This is a genomic window from Pedococcus sp. P2_E4 (genome assembly GCF_056403935.1).
The window spans coordinates 57156-82244 of record NZ_JBFUEO010000004.1 but is presented as its reverse complement, the minus strand read 5'-3'; the positions used below and the strand labels follow the sequence as shown (position 1 = coordinate 82244).

The 25089-nt window shown below is 72.3% G+C and carries 22 protein-coding genes and 1 tRNA gene; 11 read left to right on the top strand and 12 right to left on the bottom strand.

Annotation, left to right across the window (positions count from 1 at the left end; all coding sequences use genetic code 11):
* Positions 1 to 35 precede the first annotated feature (35 nt).
* Both AC1DV7_RS03625 and AC1DV7_RS03620 read left to right on the top strand, forming a co-directional pair.
* On the top strand, positions 36 to 1328 hold the full coding sequence (locus AC1DV7_RS03625; protein WP_477594672.1) for a homogentisate 1,2-dioxygenase domain-containing protein: 1293 nt from the start codon (positions 36 to 38) through the stop codon (positions 1326 to 1328).
* Between the two features lie 170 nt (positions 1329 to 1498).
* Complete coding sequence (locus AC1DV7_RS03620) at positions 1499 to 3418, top strand: bifunctional metallophosphatase/5'-nucleotidase (protein ID WP_477594670.1); 1920 nt, start codon at positions 1499 to 1501, stop codon at positions 3416 to 3418.
* 12 nt (positions 3419 to 3430) lie between these two features.
* Here the strand turns inward: AC1DV7_RS03620 and AC1DV7_RS03615 are convergent, their stop codons facing one another.
* The 7 genes from AC1DV7_RS03615 to AC1DV7_RS03585 are packed head-to-tail and all read right to left on the bottom strand — an operon-like array spanning position 3431 to position 14051.
* Positions 3431 to 4528, bottom strand: a complete 1098-nt coding sequence (locus AC1DV7_RS03615; protein ID WP_477594832.1) for a uroporphyrinogen-III synthase — start codon at positions 4526 to 4528, stop codon at positions 3431 to 3433.
* 26 nt (positions 4529 to 4554) lie between these two features.
* Positions 4555 to 5820, bottom strand: a complete 1266-nt coding sequence (gene cobA, locus AC1DV7_RS03610; protein ID WP_477594668.1) for a uroporphyrinogen-III C-methyltransferase — start codon at positions 5818 to 5820, stop codon at positions 4555 to 4557.
* Positions 5820 to 6305, bottom strand: coding sequence for a nitrite reductase small subunit NirD (gene nirD, locus AC1DV7_RS03605; RefSeq protein WP_477594666.1), 486 nt, complete (start codon positions 6303 to 6305; stop codon positions 5820 to 5822). Before nirD ends, cobA begins: the two co-directional genes overlap by 1 nt.
* Positions 6302 to 8881: a nitrite reductase large subunit NirB gene (gene nirB, locus AC1DV7_RS03600; protein ID WP_477594664.1), complete on the bottom strand. Its 2580-nt coding sequence runs from the start codon at positions 8879 to 8881 to the stop codon at positions 6302 to 6304. The genes nirD and nirB overlap by 4 nt, the downstream gene beginning before the upstream one ends.
* Before the next feature lie 10 nt (positions 8882 to 8891).
* Complete coding sequence (locus AC1DV7_RS03595; RefSeq protein WP_477594663.1) at positions 8892 to 10439, bottom strand: FAD-dependent oxidoreductase; 1548 nt, start codon at positions 10437 to 10439, stop codon at positions 8892 to 8894.
* Positions 10436 to 12631, bottom strand: a complete 2196-nt coding sequence (locus AC1DV7_RS03590; protein ID WP_477594661.1) for a molybdopterin oxidoreductase family protein — start codon at positions 12629 to 12631, stop codon at positions 10436 to 10438. Before AC1DV7_RS03590 ends, AC1DV7_RS03595 begins: the two co-directional genes overlap by 4 nt.
* A 28-nt stretch (positions 12632 to 12659) precedes the next feature.
* Entirely contained in the window at positions 12660 to 14051 is a 1392-nt protein-coding gene (locus AC1DV7_RS03585) for an MFS transporter (protein ID WP_477594830.1), read from the bottom strand.
* Positions 14052 to 14351: 300 nt separating this feature from the next.
* Between AC1DV7_RS03585 and AC1DV7_RS03580 the strand changes: the two genes are divergently transcribed.
* Entirely contained in the window at positions 14352 to 15371 is a 1020-nt protein-coding gene (locus AC1DV7_RS03580; RefSeq protein ID WP_477594659.1) for a hypothetical protein, read from the top strand.
* A 29-nt stretch (positions 15372 to 15400) separates the two neighbouring features.
* On the opposite strand, the gene AC1DV7_RS03575 is transcribed toward AC1DV7_RS03580, so the two are convergent.
* The 4 genes from AC1DV7_RS03575 to AC1DV7_RS03560 form a co-directional block, all read right to left on the bottom strand.
* A complete protein-coding gene (locus AC1DV7_RS03575) occupies positions 15401 to 15991 on the bottom strand; it encodes an isochorismatase family protein (RefSeq protein ID WP_477594657.1) in 591 nt (196 codons plus the stop codon).
* 39 nt (positions 15992 to 16030) lie between these two features.
* Positions 16031 to 16468: a nitrite reductase (NAD(P)H) small subunit gene (locus AC1DV7_RS03570; protein WP_477594655.1), complete on the bottom strand. Its 438-nt coding sequence runs from the start codon at positions 16466 to 16468 to the stop codon at positions 16031 to 16033.
* 121 nt (positions 16469 to 16589) lie between these two features.
* Positions 16590 to 17897, bottom strand: coding sequence for a kynureninase (locus tag AC1DV7_RS03565; protein ID WP_477594653.1), 1308 nt, complete (start codon positions 17895 to 17897; stop codon positions 16590 to 16592).
* A gap of 62 nt (positions 17898 to 17959) precedes the next feature.
* On the bottom strand, positions 17960 to 19264 hold the full coding sequence (locus tag AC1DV7_RS03560; protein WP_477594652.1) for a nicotinate phosphoribosyltransferase: 1305 nt from the start codon (positions 19262 to 19264) through the stop codon (positions 17960 to 17962).
* A gap of 34 nt (positions 19265 to 19298) precedes the next feature.
* On the opposite strand from AC1DV7_RS03560, the gene clpS reads away from it, so the two are divergent.
* The 5 genes from clpS (at position 19299) to AC1DV7_RS03535 (ending at position 22681) form a co-directional block, all read left to right on the top strand.
* Positions 19299 to 19589, top strand: a complete 291-nt coding sequence (gene clpS, locus AC1DV7_RS03555; RefSeq protein ID WP_477594828.1) for an ATP-dependent Clp protease adapter ClpS — start codon at positions 19299 to 19301, stop codon at positions 19587 to 19589.
* Positions 19589 to 20251, top strand: coding sequence for a DUF2017 domain-containing protein (locus AC1DV7_RS03550; protein WP_477594650.1), 663 nt, complete (start codon positions 19589 to 19591; stop codon positions 20249 to 20251). Before clpS ends, AC1DV7_RS03550 begins: the two co-directional genes overlap by 1 nt.
* Before the next feature lie 69 nt (positions 20252 to 20320).
* Positions 20321 to 21145 (top strand): glutamate racemase, encoded by an 825-nt coding sequence (gene murI, locus AC1DV7_RS03545; protein ID WP_477594648.1) that lies wholly within the window; start codon positions 20321 to 20323, stop codon positions 21143 to 21145.
* On the top strand, positions 21142 to 21909 hold the full coding sequence (locus AC1DV7_RS03540; protein WP_477594646.1) for an MBL fold metallo-hydrolase: 768 nt from the start codon (positions 21142 to 21144) through the stop codon (positions 21907 to 21909). The genes murI and AC1DV7_RS03540 overlap by 4 nt, the downstream gene beginning before the upstream one ends.
* Before the next feature lie 52 nt (positions 21910 to 21961).
* Positions 21962 to 22681 carry an MBL fold metallo-hydrolase gene (locus tag AC1DV7_RS03535; protein WP_477594645.1) on the top strand — a complete coding sequence of 240 codons (720 nt, stop codon included), beginning with the start codon at positions 21962 to 21964 and terminating at the stop codon, positions 22679 to 22681.
* Here the strand turns inward: AC1DV7_RS03535 and AC1DV7_RS03530 are convergent.
* Positions 22678 to 23478 carry a deoxyribonuclease IV gene (locus AC1DV7_RS03530; protein ID WP_477594643.1) on the bottom strand — a complete coding sequence of 267 codons (801 nt, stop codon included), beginning with the start codon at positions 23476 to 23478 and terminating at the stop codon, positions 22678 to 22680. The genes AC1DV7_RS03535 and AC1DV7_RS03530 overlap by 4 nt on opposite strands.
* A 56-nt stretch (positions 23479 to 23534) precedes the next feature.
* Here AC1DV7_RS03530 and rph point away from each other — a divergent pair, with 56 nt between their 5' ends.
* From rph to AC1DV7_RS03515, 3 genes are all read left to right on the top strand, one after another.
* Entirely contained in the window at positions 23535 to 24323 is a 789-nt protein-coding gene (gene rph / locus AC1DV7_RS03525; RefSeq protein ID WP_477594641.1) for a ribonuclease PH, read from the top strand.
* Positions 24320 to 24928: an RdgB/HAM1 family non-canonical purine NTP pyrophosphatase gene (gene rdgB / locus AC1DV7_RS03520; protein ID WP_477594639.1), complete on the top strand. Its 609-nt coding sequence runs from the start codon at positions 24320 to 24322 to the stop codon at positions 24926 to 24928. The genes rph and rdgB overlap by 4 nt, the downstream gene beginning before the upstream one ends.
* A gap of 26 nt (positions 24929 to 24954) precedes the next feature.
* Positions 24955 to 25036 (top strand) — tRNA-Leu (locus AC1DV7_RS03515).
* Positions 25037 to 25089: the final 53 nt, after the last annotated feature.

Genomic DNA, 25089 nt, shown 5'->3' with positions numbered 1-25089 from the left:
CCCGTGAGACCGACACACCACACCGAGGTGGACCTGTGGCGCACTACCAGGCGATGGGCAGCATCCCGCCCAAGAGGCACACGCAGCACCGTCGGCCGGCCGGCCGCGGCAAGCAGGGTGAGCTCTACTACGAGGAGCTGATGGGGGAGGAGGGCTTCTCCTCGGACTCCTCCCTGCTCTACCACCGCAACATCCCCTCGACGGTCGCCGATGCCCGCGAGTGGGCGGTGGGCGACCTGTCGACGACGCCCAACCACCCACTGACCCCCCGCCACCTCAAGCTGCACGACCTGTTCGAGGCCAAGGACGTCAAGAACACCGACGTGGTGACCGGCCGTCGACTGGTCCTCGGCAATGGTGACGTCCGCATCTCGTATGCCGTTGCCGGGGCCCCGAGTCCTTGGTACCGCAACGGGATCGGCGACGAGGTCGTCTACGTCGAGCGGGGCGCTGCGCGGGTCGAGACGGTGTTCGGGGCGTTCGACGTGGCGGAGGGCGACTACCTGGTCATCCCGAGGGCCACCACTCACCGCTGGCTCCCGAAGCGCTCGGCCCGGAACCCGCTGCGTGCCTACTGCATCGAGGCCAACAGCCACATCGCCCCGCCGAAGCGCTACCTGTCCAAGTACGGCCAGCTGCTCGAGCACGCGCCCTACTGCGAGCGCGACCTGCGGGGTCCGGACGGCCCGCTGCTCGCCGAGGACGTCGGCGCCAGGGCGGGCGACGAGACCGAGGTCCACATCAAGCACCGCGGCCACGGCCCCGGCGGCATCGTGGGCACGGTCCACGCGCTGCCGTTCCACCCCCTCGACGTGGTCGGCTGGGACGGGTGCCTGTACCCCTACGCGTTCAACGTCCGCGACTTCGAGCCGATCACGGGGCGGGTGCACCAGCCGCCGCCCGTGCACCAGGTCTTCGAGGGCTGGAACTTCGTCATCTGCAACTTCGTGCCGCGCAAGGTCGACTACCACCCGTTGTCGATCCCGGTGCCCTACTACCACTCGAACGTCGACAGCGACGAGATCATGTTCTACGTCGACGGCGACTACGAGGCGCGCAAGGGGTCCGGCATCGGCAAGGGGTCGATCTCGGTCCACCCGGGTGGGCACGCCCACGGTCCGCAGCCCGGCGCGAGCGAGGCGTCGATCGGGGTCGAGTACTTCGACGAGCTCGCCGTCATGGTCGACACCTTCCGGCCGCTCGAGCTCGGCGAGGGTGGCCGCGCCGTGGACGACGGCATCTACGCCAGGTCGTGGGCCGCCAACCGCGCGGGCGGGGCCACGGGGGCGGGTGCGCCCGCGGACGGGTCCGACTACTCGATCGGCTGACCGCGGTGTCGCCCCGCGACAGTGTCGGTATGCCGCCCAGAGCCTGTGCACCGAGCCCGCCAGTGGCGCCGGGGTGGGTTAGTCTGAAAGACCTGCCGACTCAGTGCCGAGCCGGCCCGCGCCAGCAGGGGGCGTCACGGCCCCTTGCGCTCCTGCCTTCGGAGGCCACCGTGAACAGTCCGTCCACCGTCGCAGCGACCCTGCCGCAGCAGCAGTCGCAGGACCGCACCCGTCGTGAGGTGCTGGCGCTCGCGGTCGTCGGAGGCGCAGGTGCGGCCGCCGCGTTCCTCGGCCCCGGCGAGGCCCAGGCCATCCAGGAGAGCGGCGTGGTCAGCGCCAAGCCCGCCAAGACCTTCCGGCTCACGGTGCTCGGCACCACGGACACCCACGGCAACGTCTTCAACTGGGACTACTTCAAGGACGCCGACTACGACGACGCGGCGCACAACGACATCGGCCTGGCCAAGATCGCCAGCCTGGTGACCCTGGTCCGCGAGGAGCGCGGGGCCGACCAGACCCTGCTCCTCGATGCCGGAGACACGATCCAGGGCACCCCGCTGTCCTACTACTACGCCAAGATCGACCCCATCACCGGCGGGTCGGTGCACCCCATGGCCAAGGCGATGAACGCCATCGGCTACGACGCGGCGGCCCTGGGCAACCACGAGTTCAACTACGGCATCGACACGCTGCGGACCTTCGAGTCGCAGTGCGACTTCCCGCTGCTGTCGGCCAACACCGTCGACTGGTCCACCGGTGCGCCGGCCTTCGCCCCGTACCTCATCAAGACGTTCAAGGTGCCGGGCCTCGCCAGGCCGCTCAAGGTCGGCATCCTCGGACTGGTGACGCCGGGCGTCGCGATCTGGGACAAGGCCAACGTCGAGGGGCAGCTCGCGTTCCCCGGCATCGTCGAGCAGGCCAAGGTCTGGGTGCCCAAGCTCAAGGCCGCCGGGTGCGACCTGGTCATCGTCTCGTGCCACTCCGGCGCGACCCCCGGTTCGTCGTACGGCGACGCACTCCCGTTCCCCGAGAACGCCTCGACCCAGCTGGCGCAGGAGGTTGCCGGCGTCGACGCGGTGCTCGTCGGCCACGCGCACCTCGAGATCCCCGAACGCTTCGTGGCCAGCAAGGTCACCAAGGACAAGCAGGTGCTGCTGACCGAGCCGCTCAAGTGGGGCATGAGGCTGTCGGTGATGGACCTCGACCTCGTCATGGACAAGGGACGGTGGGTCCTCAAGGACGCCCACGCGCACCTGCTCAACGCCAACACCGTCCCCGAGGACCCCGCCGTCGCAGAGCTGCTGCGCGAGGACCATGCGGTCGTGCGCACCTACGTCAACTCGGTGATCGGGTCCTCCACCCTGGCGATGTCGGCCGCGACGGCACGGTTCGAGGACACGGCCGCCCTGGACTTCATCAACGTCGTGCAGGCCAAGGCGGTCAAGGCTGCCCTGGTGGGCACGCCCGACGAGGACCTCCCCGTCCTGTCGATCGCGGCACCGTTCAACCGCGACGCGGCGATCCCGGCCGGCAACGTCACCGTGCGCGACGTGGCCGGGCTCTACATCTACGACAACACCCTGCTCGGCATCCGCTTCACCGGTGCCCAGGTCAAGGCCTACCTCGAGTACTCCGCCGAGTACTTCAAGCAGGTCGTCGGCACCGGGCCGTTCGCGCCGGATGACGTCACCAACGCGCTGCGACCCCTGGGGACGGGCACCCCGATCCCCGACTACAACTACGACGTGATGAGTGGCCTGGACGAGTCGCTGGCCTACGACATCGACATCTCCCAGCCCAACGGTCAGCGGATCACCAACCTGACCTACGCCGGGCAGCCGGTCGACCCGGCTGCGCGGTTCGTCATCGCCATCAACAACTACCGGCAGTCCGGCGGCGGCAACTTCCCCGGCGTCACGACCGCACCGGTCCTCTACAACGCGCAGGTCGAGATCCGGCAGCTGATCATCGACTGGGTCACCGCGCAGGGCACGATCGACCCGGCGACCTTCACGACCTACGACTGGAAGCTCGTCTCGGGTGACCAGCCCGTGGTGGTCGAGGGCGCGGCCGAGGGTGGGCGCCACTGACGGGCGCCTCGCTCAGTCGGGCGAGGTGACCGCGAGGCGGTAGCCACGCTTGACCACGGTCTGGATCAGCGGACGCCCGCACACGTCGCGCAACCTGGCGACGGCCACCTCGGCCGTGTGTGGGTCGGCCGACTCGCCGGGCAGCACGGTCAGCACCTGCTCGCGCGTCACGACGTCCCCGCCCGCGTCAGCCAGGAGCCGGAGCACCTCGAGACCGCTGGGCGACACGGGCAGCACGTGCCCGTCGAGCAGGGCCACCGTGCTGCGCACCTGCAGCGCGCCGGCCCTGGTCAGCACGGCCGTCGACTGCGCCTGCTCGAAGTGGCTCACGAGGGCTCGGACCAGGGCCCCGAGCCTGCCGCGATCCGGGACCAAGGGCGTGATCCCCCTGTCCAGCAACGGTTTCGCGGTGACGGGACCCACGGCCGCGGCGACCATGACTCCCGACAGCAGGCGGGCCGATATCCCCTCCCACTGGCCCTGGTCGTCGGCCTCGGCCAGCCAGGCCGCAGCCCCCGGGGCGGAGGTGAAGACGACGGCATCGACCTGTCCGGCTGCTGAGGCGTGCACCGACTGGGTGAGGGCCGCCGGCTGAGGGGAGGGCCCCCAGCGATAGACCACGAGGCTCACCACGTCGGCCGCGGCCGCGGCGAGCTCGGTGTCGAGGCCGTCGGCACCGGCGCCGTGGTGCTGGACGGCGACGCGCAGCCCGGAGACCCCTTCGGTGAGCAGCAGGTCGAGGATCTCGGCCGAGGTCTCGGACTCGGCGACCCAGTCGGCCTGCAGCCCGGCGGCCTGGATGGCCCCGTGCGCCTTGGGCCCGCGGGCGACGATGCGGGCGCCCGAGAGCACGGCGACCAGGTCGTCCGCGACCCCTGCGGCGTCGGCGGCCTCGACCCAGCCCCGGAACCCGATCCCGGTGGTGATGACGACGACGTCCGGCGGGGACTCGAGGAGCTGCTTGGTGTCGAGCAACAGCTGCTCGTCGTGCTCGTGCGGCACGATGCTGAGCGCCGGCGCGTGACGCACGGTGGCACCGCGCCGGGTGAGGGCCGACGACAGCTCAGCCGAGCGACGGTCGGCCGTGACGAGCACGACGCAGCCCGCCATCACCTGGGTGAGCCGGGCGGCGGCGGTCACGACGCGTCTCCGGCCCCGGGCGGCGTGGCGGGTGACGAGGCCTCGAGGGACACCTCCAGGAGTGCCGGGTCGGCGACGGCACCGACCACGACCACGGCGGGAGCGCGCACCCCGCGCCGGTCCGCCTCGGCCACGACGAGCCGAAGCGGTGCCCGGGTGACGCGCTGCGTGGGCAGGGACGCGTCCTCGACGATGGCGACCGGAAGCTCGGGATCGGCCCCGGCGGCGACCAGCTGGGCGACGTGCGAGGCGAGGTGGCCGATCCCCATCAGCACGACCAGCGTCGCGTGCCCGCGGACCACGACGTCGACGGACGACAGGTCGAGCTCGCGATGCCCGTGCGTCACGTGGACGGAGGCGACGGTGCCCCGATGGGTCACCGGGATGCCTGCGGCGAGCGGGGCGGCCAAGGCCGACGTCACTCCCGGCACCACCTCCACCGGTATGCCGTGCGCGGCCAGTGCCTGGTGCTCCTCGCCGCCGCGACCGAAGAGGAACGGGTCGCCGCCCTTGAGCCGGGCGACGACGCGACCGCGCTGCGCCTGGTCGACGAGGATCGCGTTGATCTCGTGCTGGGTGGCGGCATGGCGGCCGGGGGCCTTGCCCACGTCGATGACCTCGACGTCGGCAGGCAGGCTGTCGAGGATCGCGGTCGGACCGAGCCGGTCCGTGACGACGACGTCTGCCTCCAGGACGGCTCGGCGGGCGCGCACCGTCATGAGGTCGAGCGCGCCAGGACCGCCGCCCACCAGCGTGACCCGTCCGAGGCCGCCACCCGCTGCGGGCGCCCGGCGGTGACGCAGGTCGAGCGTGCCGGCGACGAGCGTGTCGGCGAGCTGGTCACGAACCCGGGCGGCGCGGCCCGGGTCGGGGTCGCCGACGGAGGCCACGCCGACCGTGAGCCCGGCGTGGCGGGTGGTCGCCGGGGTACGGGCCGACCCGCGCCTGGCGTCGCTGGCACAGCTGCTCCAGACCCGGCGGTCGTTCGCCCACCGGCAGACCTCGGCGTTGGCCCCTGCGTCATTGGTGGCGGCGTGGACGAACCACACGCCATCGAGGTCGGACTCGTGCACGCCCCTCGCCTGCCAGACGACCGCGTCGGCGAGCACCTGGTCCACGAGGTCCTCGCACAGCTGGGGAGCCACGACGGTGACGCGTGCGCCGTCCTCGAGCAGCGAGGAGACCCGACGCGCGGCCACCGGGCCGCCGCCGACGACGAGCACGCGGCGCCCGTGGAGGTCCAGCCCGACGAGGGTGGTCATCAGCCGGTCGACCCCCTCGGACCACCGACGTGGACGACCCCGTCACGCACCAGCACGGCATACGTGGTGAGGGGTCGTGGGTCCTTGCCGACGGGGTCGAGGCACTCACCGGTGCGCAGGTCGAAGACCTGCTTGTACATGGGCGAGGCGACTGTCGGGATGTCCGCGCGCGAGCCGACGATGCCGCGCGACATGACGTTCGCGCCGCTGTAGGGGTCACGCTGCTGGAGCGCGAACACGGCGTCGTCGTACGTGCGGAACAGCGCCACCTGGGTGCCCGCGACGAGGGCAGCGACGCCACGCTCGGCGGACAGGTCCTCGAGCCGGCACACCGGCGTGAGCGGCACGGCGTCGACCTGCGGCGCCCCGACCGGGGTGGGCGGTGCCACGTCCGGGGTGGGCGCTGCCCCGACCGGGGTGGGCGGTGCCCCGTCCGCGACGAGGTCCGGCGTCGCAGTCTGCGGTGGGAGGATCTCGGCCGTCATCGTCGTACCTCCAGGGTCGTCCCGGCGATGAGGACAGCACCGCCGCTGCGCTCGGACTCGGTGGCGGGGCGGGCCTGCCCGCGCTCGTCGACGTACGCGAGCGAGTCGTCGGGCTGGTCGGGCGCGTTGACGAACGAGCCGAACCGCCGCAGCGTCTCGGGGTCCTCGAGCGCCGCCGCCCACTCGTCCTCGTAGGAGTCGACGTGCGCCGCCATCGCCGCATCGAGGTCCGCGCCGATGCCGAGGGAGTCATCCAGCACGACCGCCCGGATGGCGTCGAGACCGCCCTCGTGGTCCTCGACCCAGGTCGCCGTGCGCTGCAGGCGGTCTGCCGTGCGGACGTAGTACATGAGGAACCGGTCGATCGTCCGGACCAGGGTCTGCGTGTCGAGGTCCTCCGCGAGGAGCTGGGCGTGACGCGGGGTGAACCCGCCGTTGCCGCCGACGTAGACGTTCCAGCCGTTGTCCGTCGCGATGACCCCGACGTCCTTGCCGCGGGCCTCCGCGCACTCGCGGGCACAGCCCGAGACGCCGAGCTTGATCTTGTGCGGGCTGCGCAGCCCGCGGTAACGCAGCTCGAGGTCGATGGCGAGGCCGACCGAGTCCTGCACGCCGTAGCGGCACCAGGTGGAGCCGACGCAGGACTTCACGGTCCGCAGCGACTTCCCGTAGGCGTGCCCCGACTCGAAGCCGGCGTCGACGAGTCGCTTCCAGATCTGCGGCAGCTGCTCCATGCGGGCACCGAACAGGTCGATCCGCTGGCCGCCGGTGATCTTGGTGTAGAGCCCGAAGTCGCGGGCGACCTCGCCGATGAGGATCAGCCCCTCGGGCGTGACCTCGCCGCCGGGGATGCGCGGCACCACCGAGTAGGAGCCGTCCTTCTGGAGGTTGGCCATTACGTGGTCGTTGGTGTCCTGCAGAGCAGCACGGTCGCCCTGGAGGATGTGGCCCGTCCCGAGCGAGGCGAGGATCGAGCCGATGACCGGCTTGCAGATGTCGCAGCCGCGGCCACGACCGTGCCGGCCGATGATCTCGCTGAACGTCGTCAGGCCCTGCACGCGCACGATGTCGAATAGCTGCGCACGTGAGGTGTCGAAGTGCTCGCACAGGGCGTTGCTGACCGCGACGCCGGACTTCTCGAGCTCGCTGCTGACGAGCTTCTTGACGAGCGGCAGACAGGACCCACAGCTGGTGCCGGCGCGCGTGCACGCCTTGACCCCGCCGAGGTCGGTGCAGCCGGACTCACTGACCGCACAACGGATCTCGCCAGCAGTGACGTTGTTGCACGAGCAGACGCCGGCGTCATCGGGCAGGTCCCCGCCGGGGGCGGGGGCCGAGCCCTCCGGGAGCAGGTATGCCGCGGGGTCACCGCCCAGGGCGCGCCCCACCATGGGCCGCAGCGCGGCATACGCGCTGGCATCGCCGACGAGGATGCCCCCGCGCAGGGTGCGGGCGTCATCGCTCATCACGAGCTTCTTGTAGACACCGCCGACGGGGTCGGAGATGACGACCTCGAGACCTCCGGGCTCGGTCGCGAACGCGTCGCCGAACGAGGCGACATCCACCCCGAGCAGCTTGAGCTTGGTCGACAGGTCGGCGCCGGGGAACGTCCCCTCGCCACCCAGGAGCCGGTCGGCGACGATCTCGGCCATCGTGTAGCCGGGCGCCACGAGGCCGAGGCACCGGCCCTCGATGCAGGCGACCTCGCCGATGGCCCAGATCGCTGGGTCATCCGTCCGGCAGGTGTCGTCGACCACCACGCCGCCGCGCTCGCCGACCGCCAGACCCGCCCCGCGGGCGAGGTCGTCGCGGGGGCGGACCCCGACGGCGAAGACGACGACGTCCACGTCGAGTGCGTCACCCTCGGTGAACTCCATCCGGGCGACCTTGCCGCGGTCGCCCAAGATCCGTGCCGTGGCGGTCGAGGTCCGCACCGAGACCCCGAGCGCCTCGATGAGCCGCTTGAGCGCCTCGCCGCCGCCGTCGTCGACCTGCAGCGGCATCAGCCGAGGCGCGAACTCGACGACCGTGGCCTCGCACGCGAGGGCGCGCAGGGCACCCGCTGCTTCGAGGCCCAGCAGGCCGCCGCCGACCACGGCACCCCGGACGGGGCGGTCGAGCTCGTGGCGCAGGTGCTCGACGTAGGCGCGCAGGGCGGCCACGTCATCGATGGTGCGGTAGACGAACGCACCCCGCAGGTCCTTGCCGGGCACCGGTGGCACCGCGGCATAGGAGCCGGTGGCGAGGACGAGGGAGTCGTAGGGGAGGGTCCGCCCGTCGGACGTGGCCACCGTGCGGGCCGCGCGGTCGACGCTGGTGGCGGCCACCCCGCGGCGCAGGGTCACGAGCGGGTCGTCCCACAGCTCCTGGCCGCCCAGCGCGAGGTCGTCGGGGTCTCGGCCGGTGAAGTACGAGGTGAGGGCCACCCGGTCGTACGGGGCGCGGGGCTCCTCGCAGAGCAGCGTCACCGCCCACTCGCCGGCGGTGTCACGGGCCCGCAGGGCGTCGATCAGGCGGCGGGCCACCATGCCGCCGCCGACGACGACGAGCTGCTGCGGCGCGGGTGCCTGGGTCATGTCGAACACGTTAGGTAGCCCCGATTTCGGCGTTGGTTGTCTCGTGTTTCCCCTGCGTAAAACGGTTCTCACCGGTGGGCGGCTCCGGCCGTGAGGTGCGGAACGACTCCAGCAGGCTGCAGACGTCCTCGGCGCAGCCCCCGCAGCCGGTGCTGGCGCGCGTGCGGGCCGCGACCTGCTCGAGGCTGTCCGCCCCGTCGTGGACACTGCTGCGGATCGCGGCCTTGCTGACCCCGTTGCAGCGGCAGATGGTGGCCTCGTCCGCGAGGTCCGCCGGGTCGCTCGGCCCATGGGCCGGCATGCCGGTGAGGACCGGCAGCAGGAGGTGCGCGGGGTCGCCGGGCACCGGGGTGCGCCGGGTGTAGGCCGCCACGAGGTCGGCGGCGACCTGCCCGGCACCGACGCAGGTGGCGCCCACGAGGGTGCCGCCCGAGACCACCACCTCGACGTGCCGGCCGATGTCGGGGTCCGAGAGCCGCAGGGTCCGCTGAGCCGGGTCGTCGGCGCGCTGCGAGCCGCACACGCCCATGGTGACGACGTCGAGACCGTGGGCCTTGAGGCGCACCACGTCGGTGGGGTCGGATGCCTCGGCGCCGGTCCCGCCGGGACCCCTGGCGTCGGTCGTGGTCCCGGTGAGCAGGGCAGCCAGTCGCCGGGACTGTTCCCAGCCCTGGGCGACCAGACCGGAGCCGCCCTCGGGGGGCTGCGCGCAGTCGCCGATCGCGAACACCCGCCGGTCGTCGGGACTGGCCAGGGCCTCGTCGACCACGATGCCCCTGGCCGTGGTGAGACCGGCATCGGCCGCGAGCCGGGTGTTGGCGATGGTGCCGGCCGCGACCACGAGCAGTCCGGCCTCGATCGTCTCGCCGTCGGCCAGGCGGACTCCGTGCACCCGCTGGTCGCGGACCACGACGGCGTCGGCGCCGACCCCGACCCGGTGGTCGATGCCCAGGCTGCCCATGACGCTCTCGACGACGCGGCTCGCGGCGTCGTCGAGCTGGCGCTCCATCAGGGCCGGGGCCGGGTGCACGACGGTGACACGGACCCCTCGGCGGGCCAGCCCGCACGCGGCCTCGAGCCCGAGCACGCCAGCGCCGAGGACCACCGCACGAGAGGCGTTGAGGGTGGCGGCGACGATCTCGCGGGCGTCGTCGATGGTGCGCAGGGCGTGCAGCCCCGCAGGCAGGTCGGAGGCTCCAGAGCCGGGGAGCCCGCCGAGGGCCGGGATGCGGGCGGACGCCCCCGTCGCGAGGACGACCTGGTCGTAGCGGTGGCGCTCGCCGTCCGCGGTGACGACGACCCGGTCCACGCGGTCGAGGTGGATGGCGGCGTGCCCGCGTCGGACCCGGAGCCGGCTGTCGCTCGGGCTGGGCAGCGTGAGGGTCGCCACGTCGTAGCGGCCGGCCACGACCTCGCTCAGCAGCACCCTGTTGTACGGCTCGCAGGCCTCGTCCCCCAGCACGGTGATGTCGAACCGGCCGGCAGTGTCCGCCGCGAGGACGTCCTCGACGAACCGGGCGCCGACCATCCCGTTGCCGACGACGACCAAGCGGGTCATGCGTGCACCTCCGTCTCGTTCGTGACCTCAGCCTGCGCGCCGCCCGACCGGGCGTGTGCGGGCGAGCGCCCCGGCCGACAGCCCTCGTCGGCCGTGACCTGGACGGCGCACACCTTGAACTCCGGCATCCCCGAGATCGGGTCCGTGGCGTCGTTGGTGAGGAGGTTGACGCTCTCGGCGCCGGCCCAGTGGAACGGCACGAAGACCGTGTCCGGGCGCACGTCCACGGTGATGCGGCACGGCAGGCCCAGGCTGCCCCGTGCCGTGGCCAGCCGGACCTGCGCACCCTCGGCGACGCCGAGGCGGGCTGCGAGCAGCGGGTGCACCTCGGCATACGCACCGGGCACGCCGGCCACGAGGGCGGGCACGCGTCGCGTCTGGGCACCCGACTGGTAGTGCTGGAGCACGCGCCCGGTGATGAGGAACAGGGGTGCGTCCGGGCGGAGCCCGTCGCGTGGGCCCACGTGGTCGACGGCGACGAGCCGCGCTCGCCCGTCCGGGGTGGGGAAGGCGTCGGCGAACAGCCGGGGCGTTCCCGGGTGCGGCGCCTGCGCGTCGGGGGTGGCGGGGCACGGCCAGTAGAGCGCCTCGGGCCCGTCCAGCCGGTCGTGCGACAGCCCGCTGTAGTCGGCGCGACCACCCGCACTCGCGCGGGCCAGCTCGTCGAACACCTCGGCAGGTTCGGTGCTCCAGGTGCCGGGAGCACCCAGCCGCCGGGCGAGCTCGGACCAGACCCAGAGCTCGCTGCGCACGCCCTCGGGGGGCTCGATCGCCTTGCGGCGCCTGATGACCCGGCCCTCGAGCGAGGTCATCGTGCCCTCCTCCTCGGCCCACTGGGTCACCGGGAGGACCACGTCCGCGAGCAGCGCTGTCTCGGAAGGCACGAAGTCGCAGACGACGAGCAGGTCCAGCGACTGAAGTCGCTCCGCGACGTGCCCGGCGTTGGGGGCGCTGACGAGGACGTTTGAGCCGTGGACGAGCAGGGCGCGTGGGCCGTCCTCGGTGCCGAGCGAGTCGAGCAGCTCGACGGCCGGCTTGCCCTTGCCGGGCAGGGTCTGCGGTTCGACGCCCCAGACGCGGGCGATGTGCTCGCGGGCAGCCGGGTCGTCGATCATCCGGTAGCCGGGGAGCTGGTCGGACTTCTGCCCGTGTTCTCGGCCACCCTGGCCGTTGCCCTGTCCGGTGATCGCGCCGTACCCGCTGCCGACCCGGCCGGGCAGCCCGAGCGCGAGTGCCAGGTTGATCGCGGCCGTGACGGTGGCGGTGCCCTGTGTCGACTGCTCGACGCCGCGGCCCGTGAGGACGAAGACCCCGCGTCCGCCCCGGGACGGGCTGGCCGCGGCGAGCTGCCGAGCGGTGCGTCGCAGCAGGTCGGCCCCGACACCGCAGGACTGCTCGGCCCGCTCGGGCCACCAGGCCGCTGCGCGGCGGCGCACCTCGTCGAGACCGGTCGTGCGCTCCGCGAGGTATGCCGTGTCGACGAGGTCCTCGGCCAGCAGGACGTGGAGCAGGGCCAGCAGGACGACCAGGTCGGTGCCGGGGACCGGTTGCAGGTGCACACCCTGCCGGTCCTCGGTGAGAGCTGCGGTGGCGCTGCGCCGAGGGTCGACCACCACCAGCCCGCCTCGGGACCTCACGGGGCCGAGGTGGGCGACCGATGGCGGCATCGTCTCTGCGACGTTGCTGCCGAGCAGCAGCACGACGTCGGCCTCGGCCAGGTCGGTGAGGGGGAACGGCAGGCCGCGGTCGATGCCGAGCGACCGGTTGGCGGCCGCCGCGGCGCTGCTCATGCAGAACCGTCCGTTGTAGTCGATGTTGGCCGTGGACAGGGCAATCCGCGCGAACTTGCCCAGCTGGTAAGCCTTTTCGTTCGTGAGGCCACCCCCACCGAAGACGGCCACGGCGTTGGGGCCGTCCTCGGTGCGGATGGCTGCGAGCCGGCTCGCCACCAGGTCGAGCGCCTCGTCCCACGAGGTGGGTTCGAGTCGACCCTCGGGCGACCGCAGCAGGGGGGTGGTGAGCCGGTCGGGCACGCGCAGCAGGTCGGCACTGGTCCAGCCCTTCTGGCACAGCCCACCGCGATTGGTCGGGAAGTCGCGTCCGGCGACCTCCACCCCCGCCACGGGCGTGGGGGTCAGCACCTGGGCGCACTGCAGGGCGCAGTACGGACAGTGCGTGTCGACCTGCGGCATGCGGGCACCCACTCTCGGTCAGGGATCCTCAGACGGACGCGGCGGCGAGCTTCGAACCCCGCCGGGCGTACACGGCATACGTGGTCAGGGCCATGAGCAGGTAGGCGGCGACGAAGACCCACAAGGCCGGGACGAGCGATCCGGACGCCTCCTTGGCCATCGCGAAGCCGCGCGGGATGAAGAAGCCACCGTAGGCACCCACGGCTCCCGCGATGCCGATGCACCCGGCGGCGGCCTTGCGTCGCACCGACAGCACCGCGGGGTCGGTCACCCCGGCACGGAAGACCGCGGGGATCATCCGGTAGGTCGCCCCGTTGCCGATCCCGGCGCCCGTGAACAGCACCATGAACGCCGCGAAGAACAGCGGGAAGCTGTGCTGCTGCAGTCCGGTGATGGCGGCCACGGCGCCGACGGTCAGCACCCCGAAGGCCACGATCGTCAGGCGCGCGCCACCGATGCGGTCGGCGATGGTGCCGCCCAGCGGCCGGGTGAGGGCGCCGACGAGGGCCCCGAGGAACGCCAGCTGCAGGGGAGCCTCGGGGAACTGGGTCTTGAGCAGCGTCGGGAAGGCGCCGGCGTAGCCGATGAACGACCCGAAGGTGCCGATGTAGAGGAAGGAGATGATCCAGGTGTGGCGGTCGCGCGTCGCGTCGGCGAACGAGCGGTAGTCCGACTTGACCCCGGAGAGGTTGTCCATGAACCGCCACGCGCAGAAGGCCGCCAGCAGCACCAGTGGGATGAACATCAGCCCGGCACGCTCGAGGTGGGTCCCGGCGCCGATGACGATGACTGCGGGGACGACCATCTGCACGATGCCCGTGCCCAGGTTGCCGCCGGCGGCATTGAGCCCCAACGCCTTTCCCTTCTCCGCCTCGGGAAAGAAGAACGAGATGTTCGTCATCGACGAGGCGAAGTTGCCGCCGCCGAAGCCCGCAAGGGCGGCGCACGCGAGCAGGACTCCGAACGGCGTGTCCGGTCGGGTCACGACCCACGCGAGCGCCGATGCCGGTATGACGAGCAGCAGGGCCGAGACGATCGTCCAGTTGCGTCCGCCGAAGGCGGGAACGGCGAAGGTGTAGGGGATGCGCACCGTCGCGCCGACCAGGCTCGGCACGGCGATGAGCCAGAACTGCTGGGAGAGGGTGAGGTCGAAGCCGGCCGCGGGGAGCAGCGGCACGACCACGCTCCACAGGGCCCAGACGCAGAAGCCGAGGAACTCGGCCGTGATCGAGAAGGCCAGGTTGCGCCGGGCGATGGCGCGGCCACCGCCGCGCCAGAAGACGGCGTCCTCGGGATCCCAGTGGTCGATCCACCGGCCGGAGCGGTGGACGGGGACGGAGGTGGCGGAGGTGCTGGTGGAGGTGCTCGTGGAGGGTGGTGACGTGGCGGGCTGGGCCGCGGTGGGGGCGTCGGTGGCGATGGCACCGTCGGTGCCGTGGGCGCCGTCGGTGTCGCTCGAGGTCAGGTTCGTGGTCACCCGTGAAGCGTGGCAAGACGATGTTTCGCGGCCCTGCGAGCGCCGTAAAGCGCCCGTAACACTTGCCGCACAACGGCGACACGGGTGGTGTGAGAACGGGGCCCACTCGCAGATCGAGGTGCGCAGCCGCCTGGCTCCATCACCCCGCTCCGCCACCACGCGTAGGTCGTTTGCCCGATGCAGACTGCGTTTGGCGCTGGGAACCTCGGATGAGGCTGCGCTAGCTGTTCTGGGGAGGGTGTCATGCGTCGAGTTCTCGTTGTCGTCTGTGCCGTGGTGGGCCTCGTGGTCGCCACGGGGTCACAGGCCCTGGCGGTGCCACCGACCGCCGACTCGGGTCCCTCGGTGGCGACCAAGGTCGGGACGGACGCCCACCTGTCGGGGACCGCGAGCGACCCTGACGGCGACGCCGTCGAGATCCGCTGGCTGCGGTCGGTCATCTCCGGCGGAAGCCTGGCCTCCTGCACCTTCAGCGGCCCCACCTCGTTCCAGCCGATCAGCGCGGCCGGCCTGGCGCCGACGCTCAACTGTACGCAGGCGGGGGAGTACCTCCTCCAGCTGGTGGCGTCCGACGGGACCTCGTCGTTCGACAGCGTCGGTGCGAGCGTGACGTTCACGCCGAACCACGCCCCGGTCGTGGACTCAGGGCCCTCAGTGTCGGTCCCCGCTGGCACGGACGCGCAGCTCAACGGCTCGGCGAGCGACCCTGACGGGGACGCGCTCGAGATCCGGTGGCTGCGCACGGTGGTGTCCGGAGGCAACCTCGCGTCGTGCTCGTTCAGCGGGCCGACCGCGTTCGAGCCCCTCACGGCCGCCGGTCTGGCGCCGACGCTCAACTGCACCCAGCCGGGCGAGTACCTCATGCAGCTGCTGGCGGGCGACGGCGAGCTGCCCGATGACGACATCGGAGCACTGGTGACGTTCACGCCACCGCTCGACCTGACCGCGGTTGTCTGCAGCGTCGTGACGCCTCCGGGTGGCCGTCCGGCGGTCAGGGTCGCCGACCCCCAGTCCGGCGTCTCGAGCGTGCGCGGGTTCGCGGTGCTCAACGCCACCTTCAGCCCGCGGAGCGCGACCTACCTGACCCCCGTCCCGAACTCGGACCTGCAGGTGAGCCGGATCACCGCCTGGCTGCCCGGGTTGGGGTACGTGACCCACACGAACGGTGCGGGGAAGTCAGGTGTCTGCCTGGTCGCGATCTCCGCGCGGGGTGCCCTGACGGTCAGCAAGACCACCCTGCCGTTGCCGTTCTCCCTGCCGTGAGGGGTCGCTGACTGGTCGATGGTCCCCGGTCAGGACCCGGGGACCGTGCCGGTGGTCGCCACCTCGGCTGCGGCGAGGTCCGCGAGCGCAGTCCTGGTGGTGGCCGGATCCACCCCCACCGTGAGGTCGAGCAGGACCGTCGTCCCGAAACCCTCGTCGGCCGCGTCGAGGGCGGTGGCGCGGACACAGTGGTCGGTGGCGATGCCGACGACGTCGACCTCCTCGATGGCCCGGTCGCGCAGCCAGTCGGCCAGCGCGACCCGGCGGTCGGCCTCGACGGTGAAGCCCTCGAAACCGCTGTAGGCCGCGCTGTGGTGGCCCTTGCGGAAGATCGCCTCGACGTGTTCGAAGGCCGGCTCCGCGGCGGGGTGGAACAGCGCCCCGTCGGTGCCGACCCGGCAGTGCCGGGGCCAGCTGTCGACGAAGTCCGGCGTCTCGCTGAAGTGGGCGCCCGGGTCGTCGTGCCAGTCGGCGGTCGCGACGATCGCGGCATACCCCTCGTGGTGGGCGACGACGTACTCGCTGATGCGGCGCGCGACCTCGGCGCCTCCGGCGACAGCCAGCGAGCCGCCCTCGCAGAAGTCGTTCTGCAGGTCCACGATGATCAGCGCACGGCTCATGGGCTGACGCTACTGCCGCGCCCGTGGCCCGACGACCTGTCAGGCGGCTCCGACGCCACCGAGGACCGCGACAGGCCTGCCGGTCGTGCCGCCGCTTGCGGTCGCGTGGCGCTGCGCTCCGACGTGGACGATGTCGCCCACGAGCTCGACATCGAACGTGCGCAGGCGCTGCTGGGGCAGCCCCACCGCGTTCAGGCACGCCCCGGTGCGCAGGTCGAACACCAGGCGGTACATCGGCGACACGACGACCGGGCTGCGCCCGACCAGCGACACCCGGCCACCGGCGATGGCCCGGCCGGTGTAGGGGTTCCAGTCCTCGACGGCGAAGACGCGGTCTCCGGAGCGGAACAGCGCGACCGCCTCACCGGCGACCCGGTAGGTCGCCCCCCGTTGCGTCGGGACATGCTTGAGCCGGCACAGCGCGACCAGCCCGGCTGCGGCCTGCAGCCCTGGGTCACCCGCGGGGTCCTCGTCCACGCTGCCACGCTAGGCCGGGGCTGTTTCGGACCAAGGGCTCCCGTGTGACATCGCCGTAAACGCCGACCCGGTCGGCCTCACCCCGCCCCACGCGCCCGAGGCACGACGCGTGCGCGGGGGGTCAGCGTGCGGCGTCGTGGGCCACGATCGCGTCGCGCAGGGCGAGCATGCCGACGGCCACCTCGGCGAAGCTGGTGCTGAGCGGGGACACCCCGATCCGCAGGCCGTCGGGGTCGCGGTAGTCAGGGATCACGCCCTGCTCCCACAGTGCGGCCGTGACCTCGCGAAAACCGTTGCGCCGCAACGTGACATGACCACCCCGTTCGGCCGGGTCGCGCGGGCTCCACACCTCGACGCCCAACGGTGTGAGCAGCTCGTCAGCCATCTCGACGACCAGCTCCGTGAGCGCGACCGACTTGTCGCGGATCGCGTCGATGCCGGCTTCCTCGACGACATCGAGACTCGCATCCAGTGGCACCATCGCGAGGATCGGGGGGGTTCCCGAGATGAACGAGCGGATGCCGTCGGCGGGTTCGTAGCCCGGTCCCATCTCGAACGCGTCCCGCCGCCCGATCCAGCCCCAGATGGGCTGGCGCAGCACGGCGTGGTGACGCCTGGCGACATACGCCCAGGCGGGCGACCCCGGGCCGCCGTTGAGGTACTTGTACGTGCAGCCGACCGCGAGGTCGGCACCCCAGTCGTCGAGGGCCACGGGCACCGAGCCGCCGCTGTGGCACAGGTCCCAGAGGACGAGGCCGCCCGCCTCGTGCACGGCCGCCGTGATGCCCGGCCCGTCGGCGAGGTGGCCGGAGCGGTAGGCGACGTGGCTGAACACGGCGAGGGCGGTCGTCGGACCCACGACGTCGCGCACCTGCTCGAGCGTCACCCCCGAGCGCTGGTCCGCCTCGACCCACCGCAGCGTGAGCCCGCGCTCCGCCGCGATCCCCTCGAGGACGTAGCGGTCGGTGGGGAAGTTGTCGGTGTCGAGCACGACCTCGTTCCGCGTGCCGGCGGACTGGAGCACCTGGGCATCGACGGCGGCCCGGCACAGCTTGTACAGCAGCACCGTCGTGGAGTCGGCGACGACCGTCTGGCCCGGCGCCGCGCCCAGGACCAGCGACCCGAGCCGGTCGCCGAGGCGGTGTGGCCAGTCCAGCCACTGCTCGTCCCACGAGCGGATCAGCCGGTCAGCCCAGGGACCGCTGACGAACTCGGCCAGCCGGTCCACGGCGGCTGCCACCGGACGCCCCAGCGAGTTGCCGTCGAAGTACGCCACGAGGTCGCTGCCCTGAGGGGCCAGGAACCGCTCGCGCAGGCCGGCGAGCGGGTCGGCGGCGTCCAGGGCGGCCGCCCGGGCGACGAAGTCGGTGGGCGCGGCGGACAGCTCGGGAGAGAGGGCGGCGGAGGGCTCGGGCGAGGCGGTGGCCATGCCCGGATCCTAGACGGAGGGTGGCGAGGCGACCCGACCCTGACGGTCCCCGCCGCGCGTCCTCAGTCCTCGTACAGGGTGGGGATGGCCGGCTCGCCCCGCTGCAGCCTCAGGGCCGCGGCGGGGAGCTCGGCGCGGGAGGTCCGGTGGCGTGCGCGAGCGTCGTCCAGCGTCCAGCCCGAGACGACCCGTCCGCCCTCCACGAGCGGCACCAGCAGCTCCCGGTCGTCGCCGTCGTCGACGGGCGGGACGCCGATGCCGACCATCTCGGCCTCGGCGACTCCCCGCGAGCTGCGCCGCCGCAGGGCGTACTTGCGCCCGGCCACGGAGGCCTTGTCCTTGCTCCGCTTCGCGACTCCCACCAGCTCGCCCGAGCTGTCGGCCCTGGCGACCAGCTTGTAGACCATGCCCGCCGTCGGCGCCCCCGACCCGGTGACCAGGGCCGTCCCCACGCCGTAGCGGTCCACGGGACCGGCTGCCAGGGCGGCGATGGCGTGCTCGTCGAGGTCCGAGGTCACGACGATCTGGGTCTGCGTCGCGCCGAGCCGGTCGAGCTGCTCACGCACCTCACGGGCCTGTACGAGCAGGTCGCCGGAGTCGAGCCGTACCCCGCCCAGCTCCGGGCCGGCCAGCTCGACGGCGAGGGCCACGGCGGTCGGGACGTCGTAGGTGTCGACCAGCAGCGTGGTGCCGCGTCCCAGGGCCGCGATCTGGGCCGCGAACGCCGTGCGCTCGTCGTCGTGCAGCATGGTGAACGCATGCGCGGCCGTGCCGGCGGTCGGGACCCCGTGCCGGCGGCCCGCCTCGAGGTTCGACGTGGTGGCGAACCCCGCGATGTAGGCCGCGCGGGCCGCCGCGACGGCGGCCTCCTCGTGCGTGCRCCGGGAGCCCATCTCGATGCAGGGCCGGTCGCCCGCCGCCGAGGTCATCCGCGACGCCGCGGCCGCGATGGCGCTGTCGTGGTTGAGGATCGACAGCACGAGCGTCTCGAGGACGACGCCGTGCGCGAAGTCCGACTCGACCACCAGCACCGGTGAGCCGGGGAAGTAGCACTCGCCCTCGGCATACCCCCAGATGTCGCCCTGGAAGCGGTAGTCCGCGAGGAAGGCCACGGTCTGGTCGTCGAGCACGCCACGCAGCCGGGCGAGCTCGGCGTCGCCGAAGCGGAAGCGCTCGATCGCCTCGAGCAGCCGACCCGTGCCGGCCAGCACGCCATACCGCCGACCGTCCGGCAGCCGCCGGGCGAACACCTCGAACACGCACCGCCGTGACGCCGCGCCACTGCGCAGGGCAGCCTCCAGCATCGTGAGCTCGTAGTGGTCGGTGAGCAGTGCCGTGCTGGGTGTGCTCGGTGTTCGCGGGGTCACGACGGCAGCCTAAGGTGGTCCCGTGCCGATCGACCTGTCCCTTGCTCCCGTCGAGCAGGAGGTCACCTCCACCGACGAGCTGGCCGAGGTCGACGTCCCCTGGATCACGCTGGTGTGGAACGACCCGGTCAACCTCATGAGCTACGTGACGTTCGTGTTCCAGAGCTACTTCGGGTACTCCAAGGCCAAGGCGGAGCGGCTGATGATGGACGTCCACGTCAAGGGCCGGGCCGTCGTGTCCACCGGTACCCGTGAGCGCATGGAGACCGACACCGAGGCCCTGCAGGGCTACGGCCTGTGGGCGACCTTCCAGAAGGACAGCTGATGGCCCGCGGGTTCAAGCGGTCGCACGGCCACTACGTCGCCAAGCTCGATGCCGTCGAGCGGGGGCTCGTGGTCGGGCTCATGGAGCAGGTCCTCGAGCTCGTCGAGCCGGACGACGCCGCCCTCGGGCCGAACGGCGGCGAGGGCGATGGCGACGACGGCGGCGCGGGTGACGGTGACGAGTTCGACCAGATCGTGGCCGGCCTCGGGGGCATCGGCATGGGGGTGTCGCTGTCTGCGGCCGACCAGGTGCCCGAGCTGTCCGGCGGGGCGCCGGAGCCGCGCGACCCCGCGCTGGACCGCATCTTCCCCACGGCGAACCGTCAGGACGAGCAGGTCGCGGCCGAGTTCCGGCGACTGACCGAGGACGGCCTGCGCGCCCGCAAGGCCGGCAACCTGCGCACTGCGATCGCGGCGCTCGCCAGCCTCGAGGACCACAAGGTCAGCCTGGAGCAGCCGCAGGCACTCGCCCTGCTCATCGCCCTCACCGACGTCCGGCTGGTGCTCGGCGAACGACTCGGGCTCACGCAGGACGAGGACTTCGACCTGCTCGAGGAGCAGGTGTCCGGGCTCGAGGACGACGACCCGGCCGTCTACGCCCTGGCGGTCTACGACTTCCTCACCTGGCTGCAGGAGACGCTCGCCCACGCGTTGACGCCCTGAGCCGACTGTGACGCACGAGACGGGGTGGGTATGCCGTGTGGTGCGGCCGCGCCCCCTAGCCTTGACCCCGTGGCGGATGCACCCATCGGGATCTTCGACTCGGGCTACGGCGGGCTCACCGTCGCACGCGCCGTGCTCGACCAGCTGCCGCACGAGTCCATCGCCTACTTCGGCGACACCGCCCGCGCGCCGTACGGCCCGCGCCCCATCGCCCAGACGCGCGAGCTCGCCCTCGAGTGCCTGGACCGGCTCGTCGACCACGGGGTCAAGGTGCTCGTGATCGCCTGCAACACGGCCAGCGCCGCAGTCCTGCACGACGCCCGCGAACGCTACGACGTCCCCGTGGTCGAGGTGATCCGGCCCGCCGTGCGTCGCGCCGCCCGGGCCACCGGCAACCAGCGGGTCGGGGTCATCTCGACCCGCGGCACCCACCAGTCCGGGGCCTACGTCGACGCCTTCGCGGCCGCCCCCCACATCGACGTGACGAGCGTGCCGTGCCCCCGCTTCGTCGAGCTCGTCGAGTCGGGGGTGACCAGCGGCGCCGAGGTCATCGAGGTGGCCCGCGGCTACCTGCAGCCGCTGGTCGACCACGAGGTCGACACCCTCGTCCTCGGCTGCACGCACTACCCCCTGCTCACCGGTGCGATCTCCTACGTCATGGGCGACGGCGTGACGCTCGTGTCGAGCGCCGACGAGACCGCCAAGGACGTCTACCGCGTGCTGGCCGACCAGGACGCGCTGCGGCCGGCGCACCTCCCGCCGCCGAGCCACGGCTTCACCACCACCGGGGACGCGGATGAGTTCCGCCACCTCGCTCGACGCTTCCTCGGCCCTGAGGTGGCCGACGTCTACGGCTACTCGACCGTGCGCACGGCGGCGGTGGTGGCACCGTGAGGGTCACCGTCATCGGCTGCTCGGGCTCGTTCGCCGGCCCCGACTCGCCCGCGTCGTCCTACCTCGTGCAGGCCGACGACGGCGAGCGCACCTGGTCGGTCGTGCTCGACCTGGGCAACGGCGCGCTCGGGCCGCTGCAGGGCCACGTCGACCTGGCCGACCTCGACGCGGTGTTCATCAGCCACCTGCACCCCGACCACTGCGTCGACGTGTGCGGGCTGTACGTCACCCGCAAGTACCGGCCCTCCGGCCCTGTCCCCGGACAGCTGCCGATCCACGCGCCGTCCGGCGCCGAGGACCGGTTCGCGCTGATGTACCACGGACTGGAGCGCCACGGGATGACCAACGAGTTCGCGGTCCACGAGCTGGGCGACGGCAAGCGGACCCGGGTCGGGCCGCTCACGGTCACGGCCTACCGGGTCAACCACCCCGTCGAGGCCTACGGCTTCCGGGTCGAGGCCGATGGGGCCGTCCTGGCCTACACCGGTGACACGGACAGCTGCGACGCCCTGACCCCTCTGCTCAAGGGGGCAAACCTCGCCCTCGTCGACAGCGCGTTCGTCGACGGGCGCGACACCACCCCGGGCATCCACCTGAGCGGCAGCCGGGCCGCCCAGGCGGCGCTCGACGCCGGGGGAGTGCGGCGGCTGATGCTTACGCACATCCCGCCGTGGAACGACCGCGAGCAGTGCCGGGCGCAGGCCGCGTCGGTGTGGACCGGCCCACTCGACGTCGCCGTCCAGGGCAAGACCTACGAGGTCTGAGACGACCCGGGGAACCCCCTGCTCCGCCGCGGTGAACCCCTAGGCTCGGGGCATGGCAAAGCCTGCAGCGGTTCCCCTGGCTCAGGGCGTGTGGCGTATCCCGCTGGTCGGCGACTTCGTCAACGGCTTCATGTTCCGCGACGACGACGGCCAGGTGACGCTCGTCGACATGGGGGTGAAGCGCTCCGGCGCCAAGGTCCTGGCTGCCCTCGAGTCGATCGGGTCCGGCCCCAGCGACGTCACCCGCCTCATGCTGACCCACGCCCACCCCGACCACGCGGGTGGTGCTGCGCACGTGGCTCGCGAGACGGGCCGCTCGTTCGGGATCCACGAGGGCGACGCCGAGGCCGCGCGCACCGGCTTCTCGCCGCCGCGGGACGACACCCTGCGACTGGGGCGGCTGGCCAACCGGATGGGTGGCGGGCGCAAGGACTTCGAGCCGCTGGAGGTGGGGGAGACCTTCACGGATGGACAGGTGGTGCCGGTCGCGGGAGGCCTCGAGGTCATCCACACGCCGGGGCACTCACCGGGCCACGCGGCATACCTGCACCGCTCCTCGGGGGTGCTCATCACCGGTGACTCGATCTTCAACGTCCGCGGACTGCGCTGGCCGATCAAGGCGTTCTGCACGAGCTTTCGGCTCACGACCCAGACGGCGCACCGGCTGGCTGAGCTCGACTACACGACGGCAGCCTTCACGCACGGTCCGGAGCTGCGGGTGAACCCTCGCGAGGAGATCCGGCGGTTCCTCGCGACGCACCCCGCGCTCTAGAGGCGCTCGCGCAGCCAGTCGAGGTCGGTGCGCTGCCCGTCGAGGCCACCGCGCGTCTCGATGACCACCGGTGCGCCCGCGGCGCGCACGGCACCGGCCAGCTCGTCGGGGTCGATGAGCCCCTCGCCGAGGTTGGTGTGCCGGTCGGCCCCGGAGTCGAACTCGTCGCGGCTGTCGTTGCAGTGCACGAGGTCGATGCGACCGGTGATGGCGCGCAGGTCGTCGACGGCGGTGGCGAGGGGGATGCCGCCCGCGTGCGCGTGGCACGTGTCGAGGCAGAAGCCGACGTTGTCGGCGCCCGGGGCCGCCTGGATGGCCTCCCAGGTGCGCGCGATCCGCTCGAGGGTGCGCGCCATCGCGTTGTCACCGCCGGCGGTGTTCTCGAGGAGCAGCGGGATCTTGAGCTCGGTGGCCTCGATCGCCTTGCGCCAGTTGTCGAAGCCCTTGTCGACGTCGTCGGCCCTGTCGACGTGACCGCCGTGGACGATCAGCCCCTTGGCGCCGATCGCGGCACCGGCGTCGATGAACTGCTGGAGCAGCTTGCGGCTCGGGATGCGGATCCGGTTGTTGGTCGACGCGACGTTGATGAGGTAGGGCGCGTGGATGTAGAGGTCGACGTCCGCGGCCTCGGCTGCGGCTCGCAGCGCCTCGGGCCCACCCTCGAACTCGTACTCGGGTCCCTTGTAGCCCTGCGGGTTGCCGAGGAAGAACTGGCTCAGCCCGGCGCCGCGCTCCTGGGCGGCGGCGACCGGGTCGGAGGACTCGACGTGGGCACCGATGCGCGGGGTCTCAGCCATGGGCCCAGCCTAGGCCGGGCCACCGACGCCGGGCACGGCCCCGTTAGCCTTGCCGCGTGACTGAGACGACCCCGACGACGACCCCGACGACGACCCCGACCACGCGCCACGACGGACGCACCCCCGACCAGACCCGCGAGGTGCGCATCACGCGCAACTGGCTCGACCACGCCGAGGGCAGCGTGCTCGTCGAGTTCGGCCGCACCCGGGTCCTGGTGGCGGCGTCGTTCACCGAGGGCGTCCCGCGCTGGCTGAAGGGCAAGGGCACCGGCTGGGTGACGTCGGAGTACGAGATGCTGCCGCGCTCGACCAACACCCGGTCCGACCGCGAGTCGCGCAAGGGCAAGGTCGGCGGCCGCACCCACGAGATCAGCCGCCTCATCGGGCGCAGCCTGCGGGCCATCATCGACACCAAGGCGCTGGGCGAGAACACCATCGTCCTGGACTGCGACGTGCTGCAGGCCGACGGCGGCACCCGGACGGCCTCGATCACCGGTGCCTACGTGGCCCTCGTCGACGCCATCGAGGACGCCCGGGCCAAGGGGCTCATCGCCAAGAACGCCCAGCCGCTCACGGGATCCATCGCGGCCGTCTCCGTCGGCATCGTCAAGGGCGAAGCGGTCATCGACCTCGACTACCCCGAGGACTCCACCGCCGAGACCGACATGAACGTCGTCATGACCGGGGACGGCCGGTTCGTCGAGGTGCAGGGCACCGCCGAGGGTGAGCCGTTCGACCGCGAGATGCTGAACCGGCTGCTCGACAAGGCGACCGTCGGCTGTGCCGACCTGACCCGCAAGCAGCAGGAGGCGCTCGCCACCACGCCCCGCGAGCGCGTGCTGTGACCCGGGTCGTCCTCGCCACCCGCAACGACCACAAGGTCGGCGAGCTCCGCGCGATCCTCGCCGACGTGTGCGACGAGCTCGGCCTCGAGATCGTGGGTGCCTCGGAGTTCGAGGGTGCGCCCGACGTCGTCGAGGACGAGGTGACCTTCGAGGGGAACGCCCGGCTCAAGGCCGTGGCGCTCGCCGCCCACACCGGGCTCCCGTCGCTCGCCGACGACTCCGGGCTCGCCGTCGACGTGCTCGGGGGTGCGCCGGGCATCTTCTCGGCGCGCTGGTCCGGGCGGCACGGTGACGACCAGGCCAACCTCGACCTGCTGCTCGCGCAGCTCGCCGACGTCAAGGACGAGCACCGGGCTGCCGCGTTCGTGTGCGCCGCGGTCCTGGCGCTGCCCGACGGCACCGTGCGGGCCACCGAGGGTCGTATGCCGGGTGCGTTGGCTCGCGAGCCCAAGGGCACCAACGGTTTCGGCTACGACCCGGTGCTGGTCGTCGAGGGCGACACCCGCCACGCCGCCGAGCTCAGCCCCGACGAGAAGAACGGGATCTCCCACCGGGGCAAGGCCTTCCGAGCCATGGTCCCGCACCTGCGCGACCTCCTCGGCTGACGGGTCGCGTTAGAGTTGGCGACCACGCGCAAGTGGCGGAATTGGCAGACGCGCAGCACTTAGGATGCTGTGCCTTCGGGTGTGCGGGTTCAAGTCCCGCCTTGCGCACCGACTGACCTGCGGAAACGAGCCGGGATGTGGACGATGTCCACGCCCTGTCC

Excerpts from the sequence above, each read along its gene's own strand:
- nirD (WP_477594666.1), bottom strand. The coding sequence starts at position 6,305 with ATGACGGCCGAGATCCTCCCACCGCAGACTGCGACGCCGGACCTCGTC.
- AC1DV7_RS03530 (WP_477594643.1), bottom strand. The coding sequence starts at position 23,478 with ATGGCTGAGACCCCGCGCATCGGTGCCCACGTCGAGTCCTCCGACCCG.
- AC1DV7_RS03580 (WP_477594659.1), top strand. The coding sequence starts at position 14,352 with ATGCGTCGAGTTCTCGTTGTCGTCTGTGCCGTGGTGGGCCTCGTGGTC.
- cobA (WP_477594668.1), bottom strand. The coding sequence starts at position 5,820 with ATGACCACCCTCGTCGGGCTGGACCTCCACGGGCGCCGCGTGCTCGTC.
- AC1DV7_RS03565 (WP_477594653.1), bottom strand. The coding sequence starts at position 17,897 with ATGGCCACCGCCTCGCCCGAGCCCTCCGCCGCCCTCTCTCCCGAGCTG.
- AC1DV7_RS03590 (WP_477594661.1), bottom strand. The coding sequence starts at position 12,631 with ATGCCGCAGGTCGACACGCACTGTCCGTACTGCGCCCTGCAGTGCGCC.
- AC1DV7_RS03615 (WP_477594832.1), bottom strand. The coding sequence starts at position 4,528 with ATGGCGGGCTGCGTCGTGCTCGTCACGGCCGACCGTCGCTCGGCTGAG.
- AC1DV7_RS03550 (WP_477594650.1), top strand. The coding sequence starts at position 19,589 with ATGGCCCGCGGGTTCAAGCGGTCGCACGGCCACTACGTCGCCAAGCTC.
- AC1DV7_RS03595 (WP_477594663.1), bottom strand. The coding sequence starts at position 10,439 with ATGACCCGCTTGGTCGTCGTCGGCAACGGGATGGTCGGCGCCCGGTTC.
- nirB (WP_477594664.1), bottom strand. The coding sequence starts at position 8,881 with ATGACCCAGGCACCCGCGCCGCAGCAGCTCGTCGTCGTCGGCGGCGGC.
- AC1DV7_RS03575 (WP_477594657.1), bottom strand. The coding sequence starts at position 15,991 with ATGAGCCGTGCGCTGATCATCGTGGACCTGCAGAACGACTTCTGCGAG.
- AC1DV7_RS03535 (WP_477594645.1), top strand. The coding sequence starts at position 21,962 with ATGGCAAAGCCTGCAGCGGTTCCCCTGGCTCAGGGCGTGTGGCGTATC.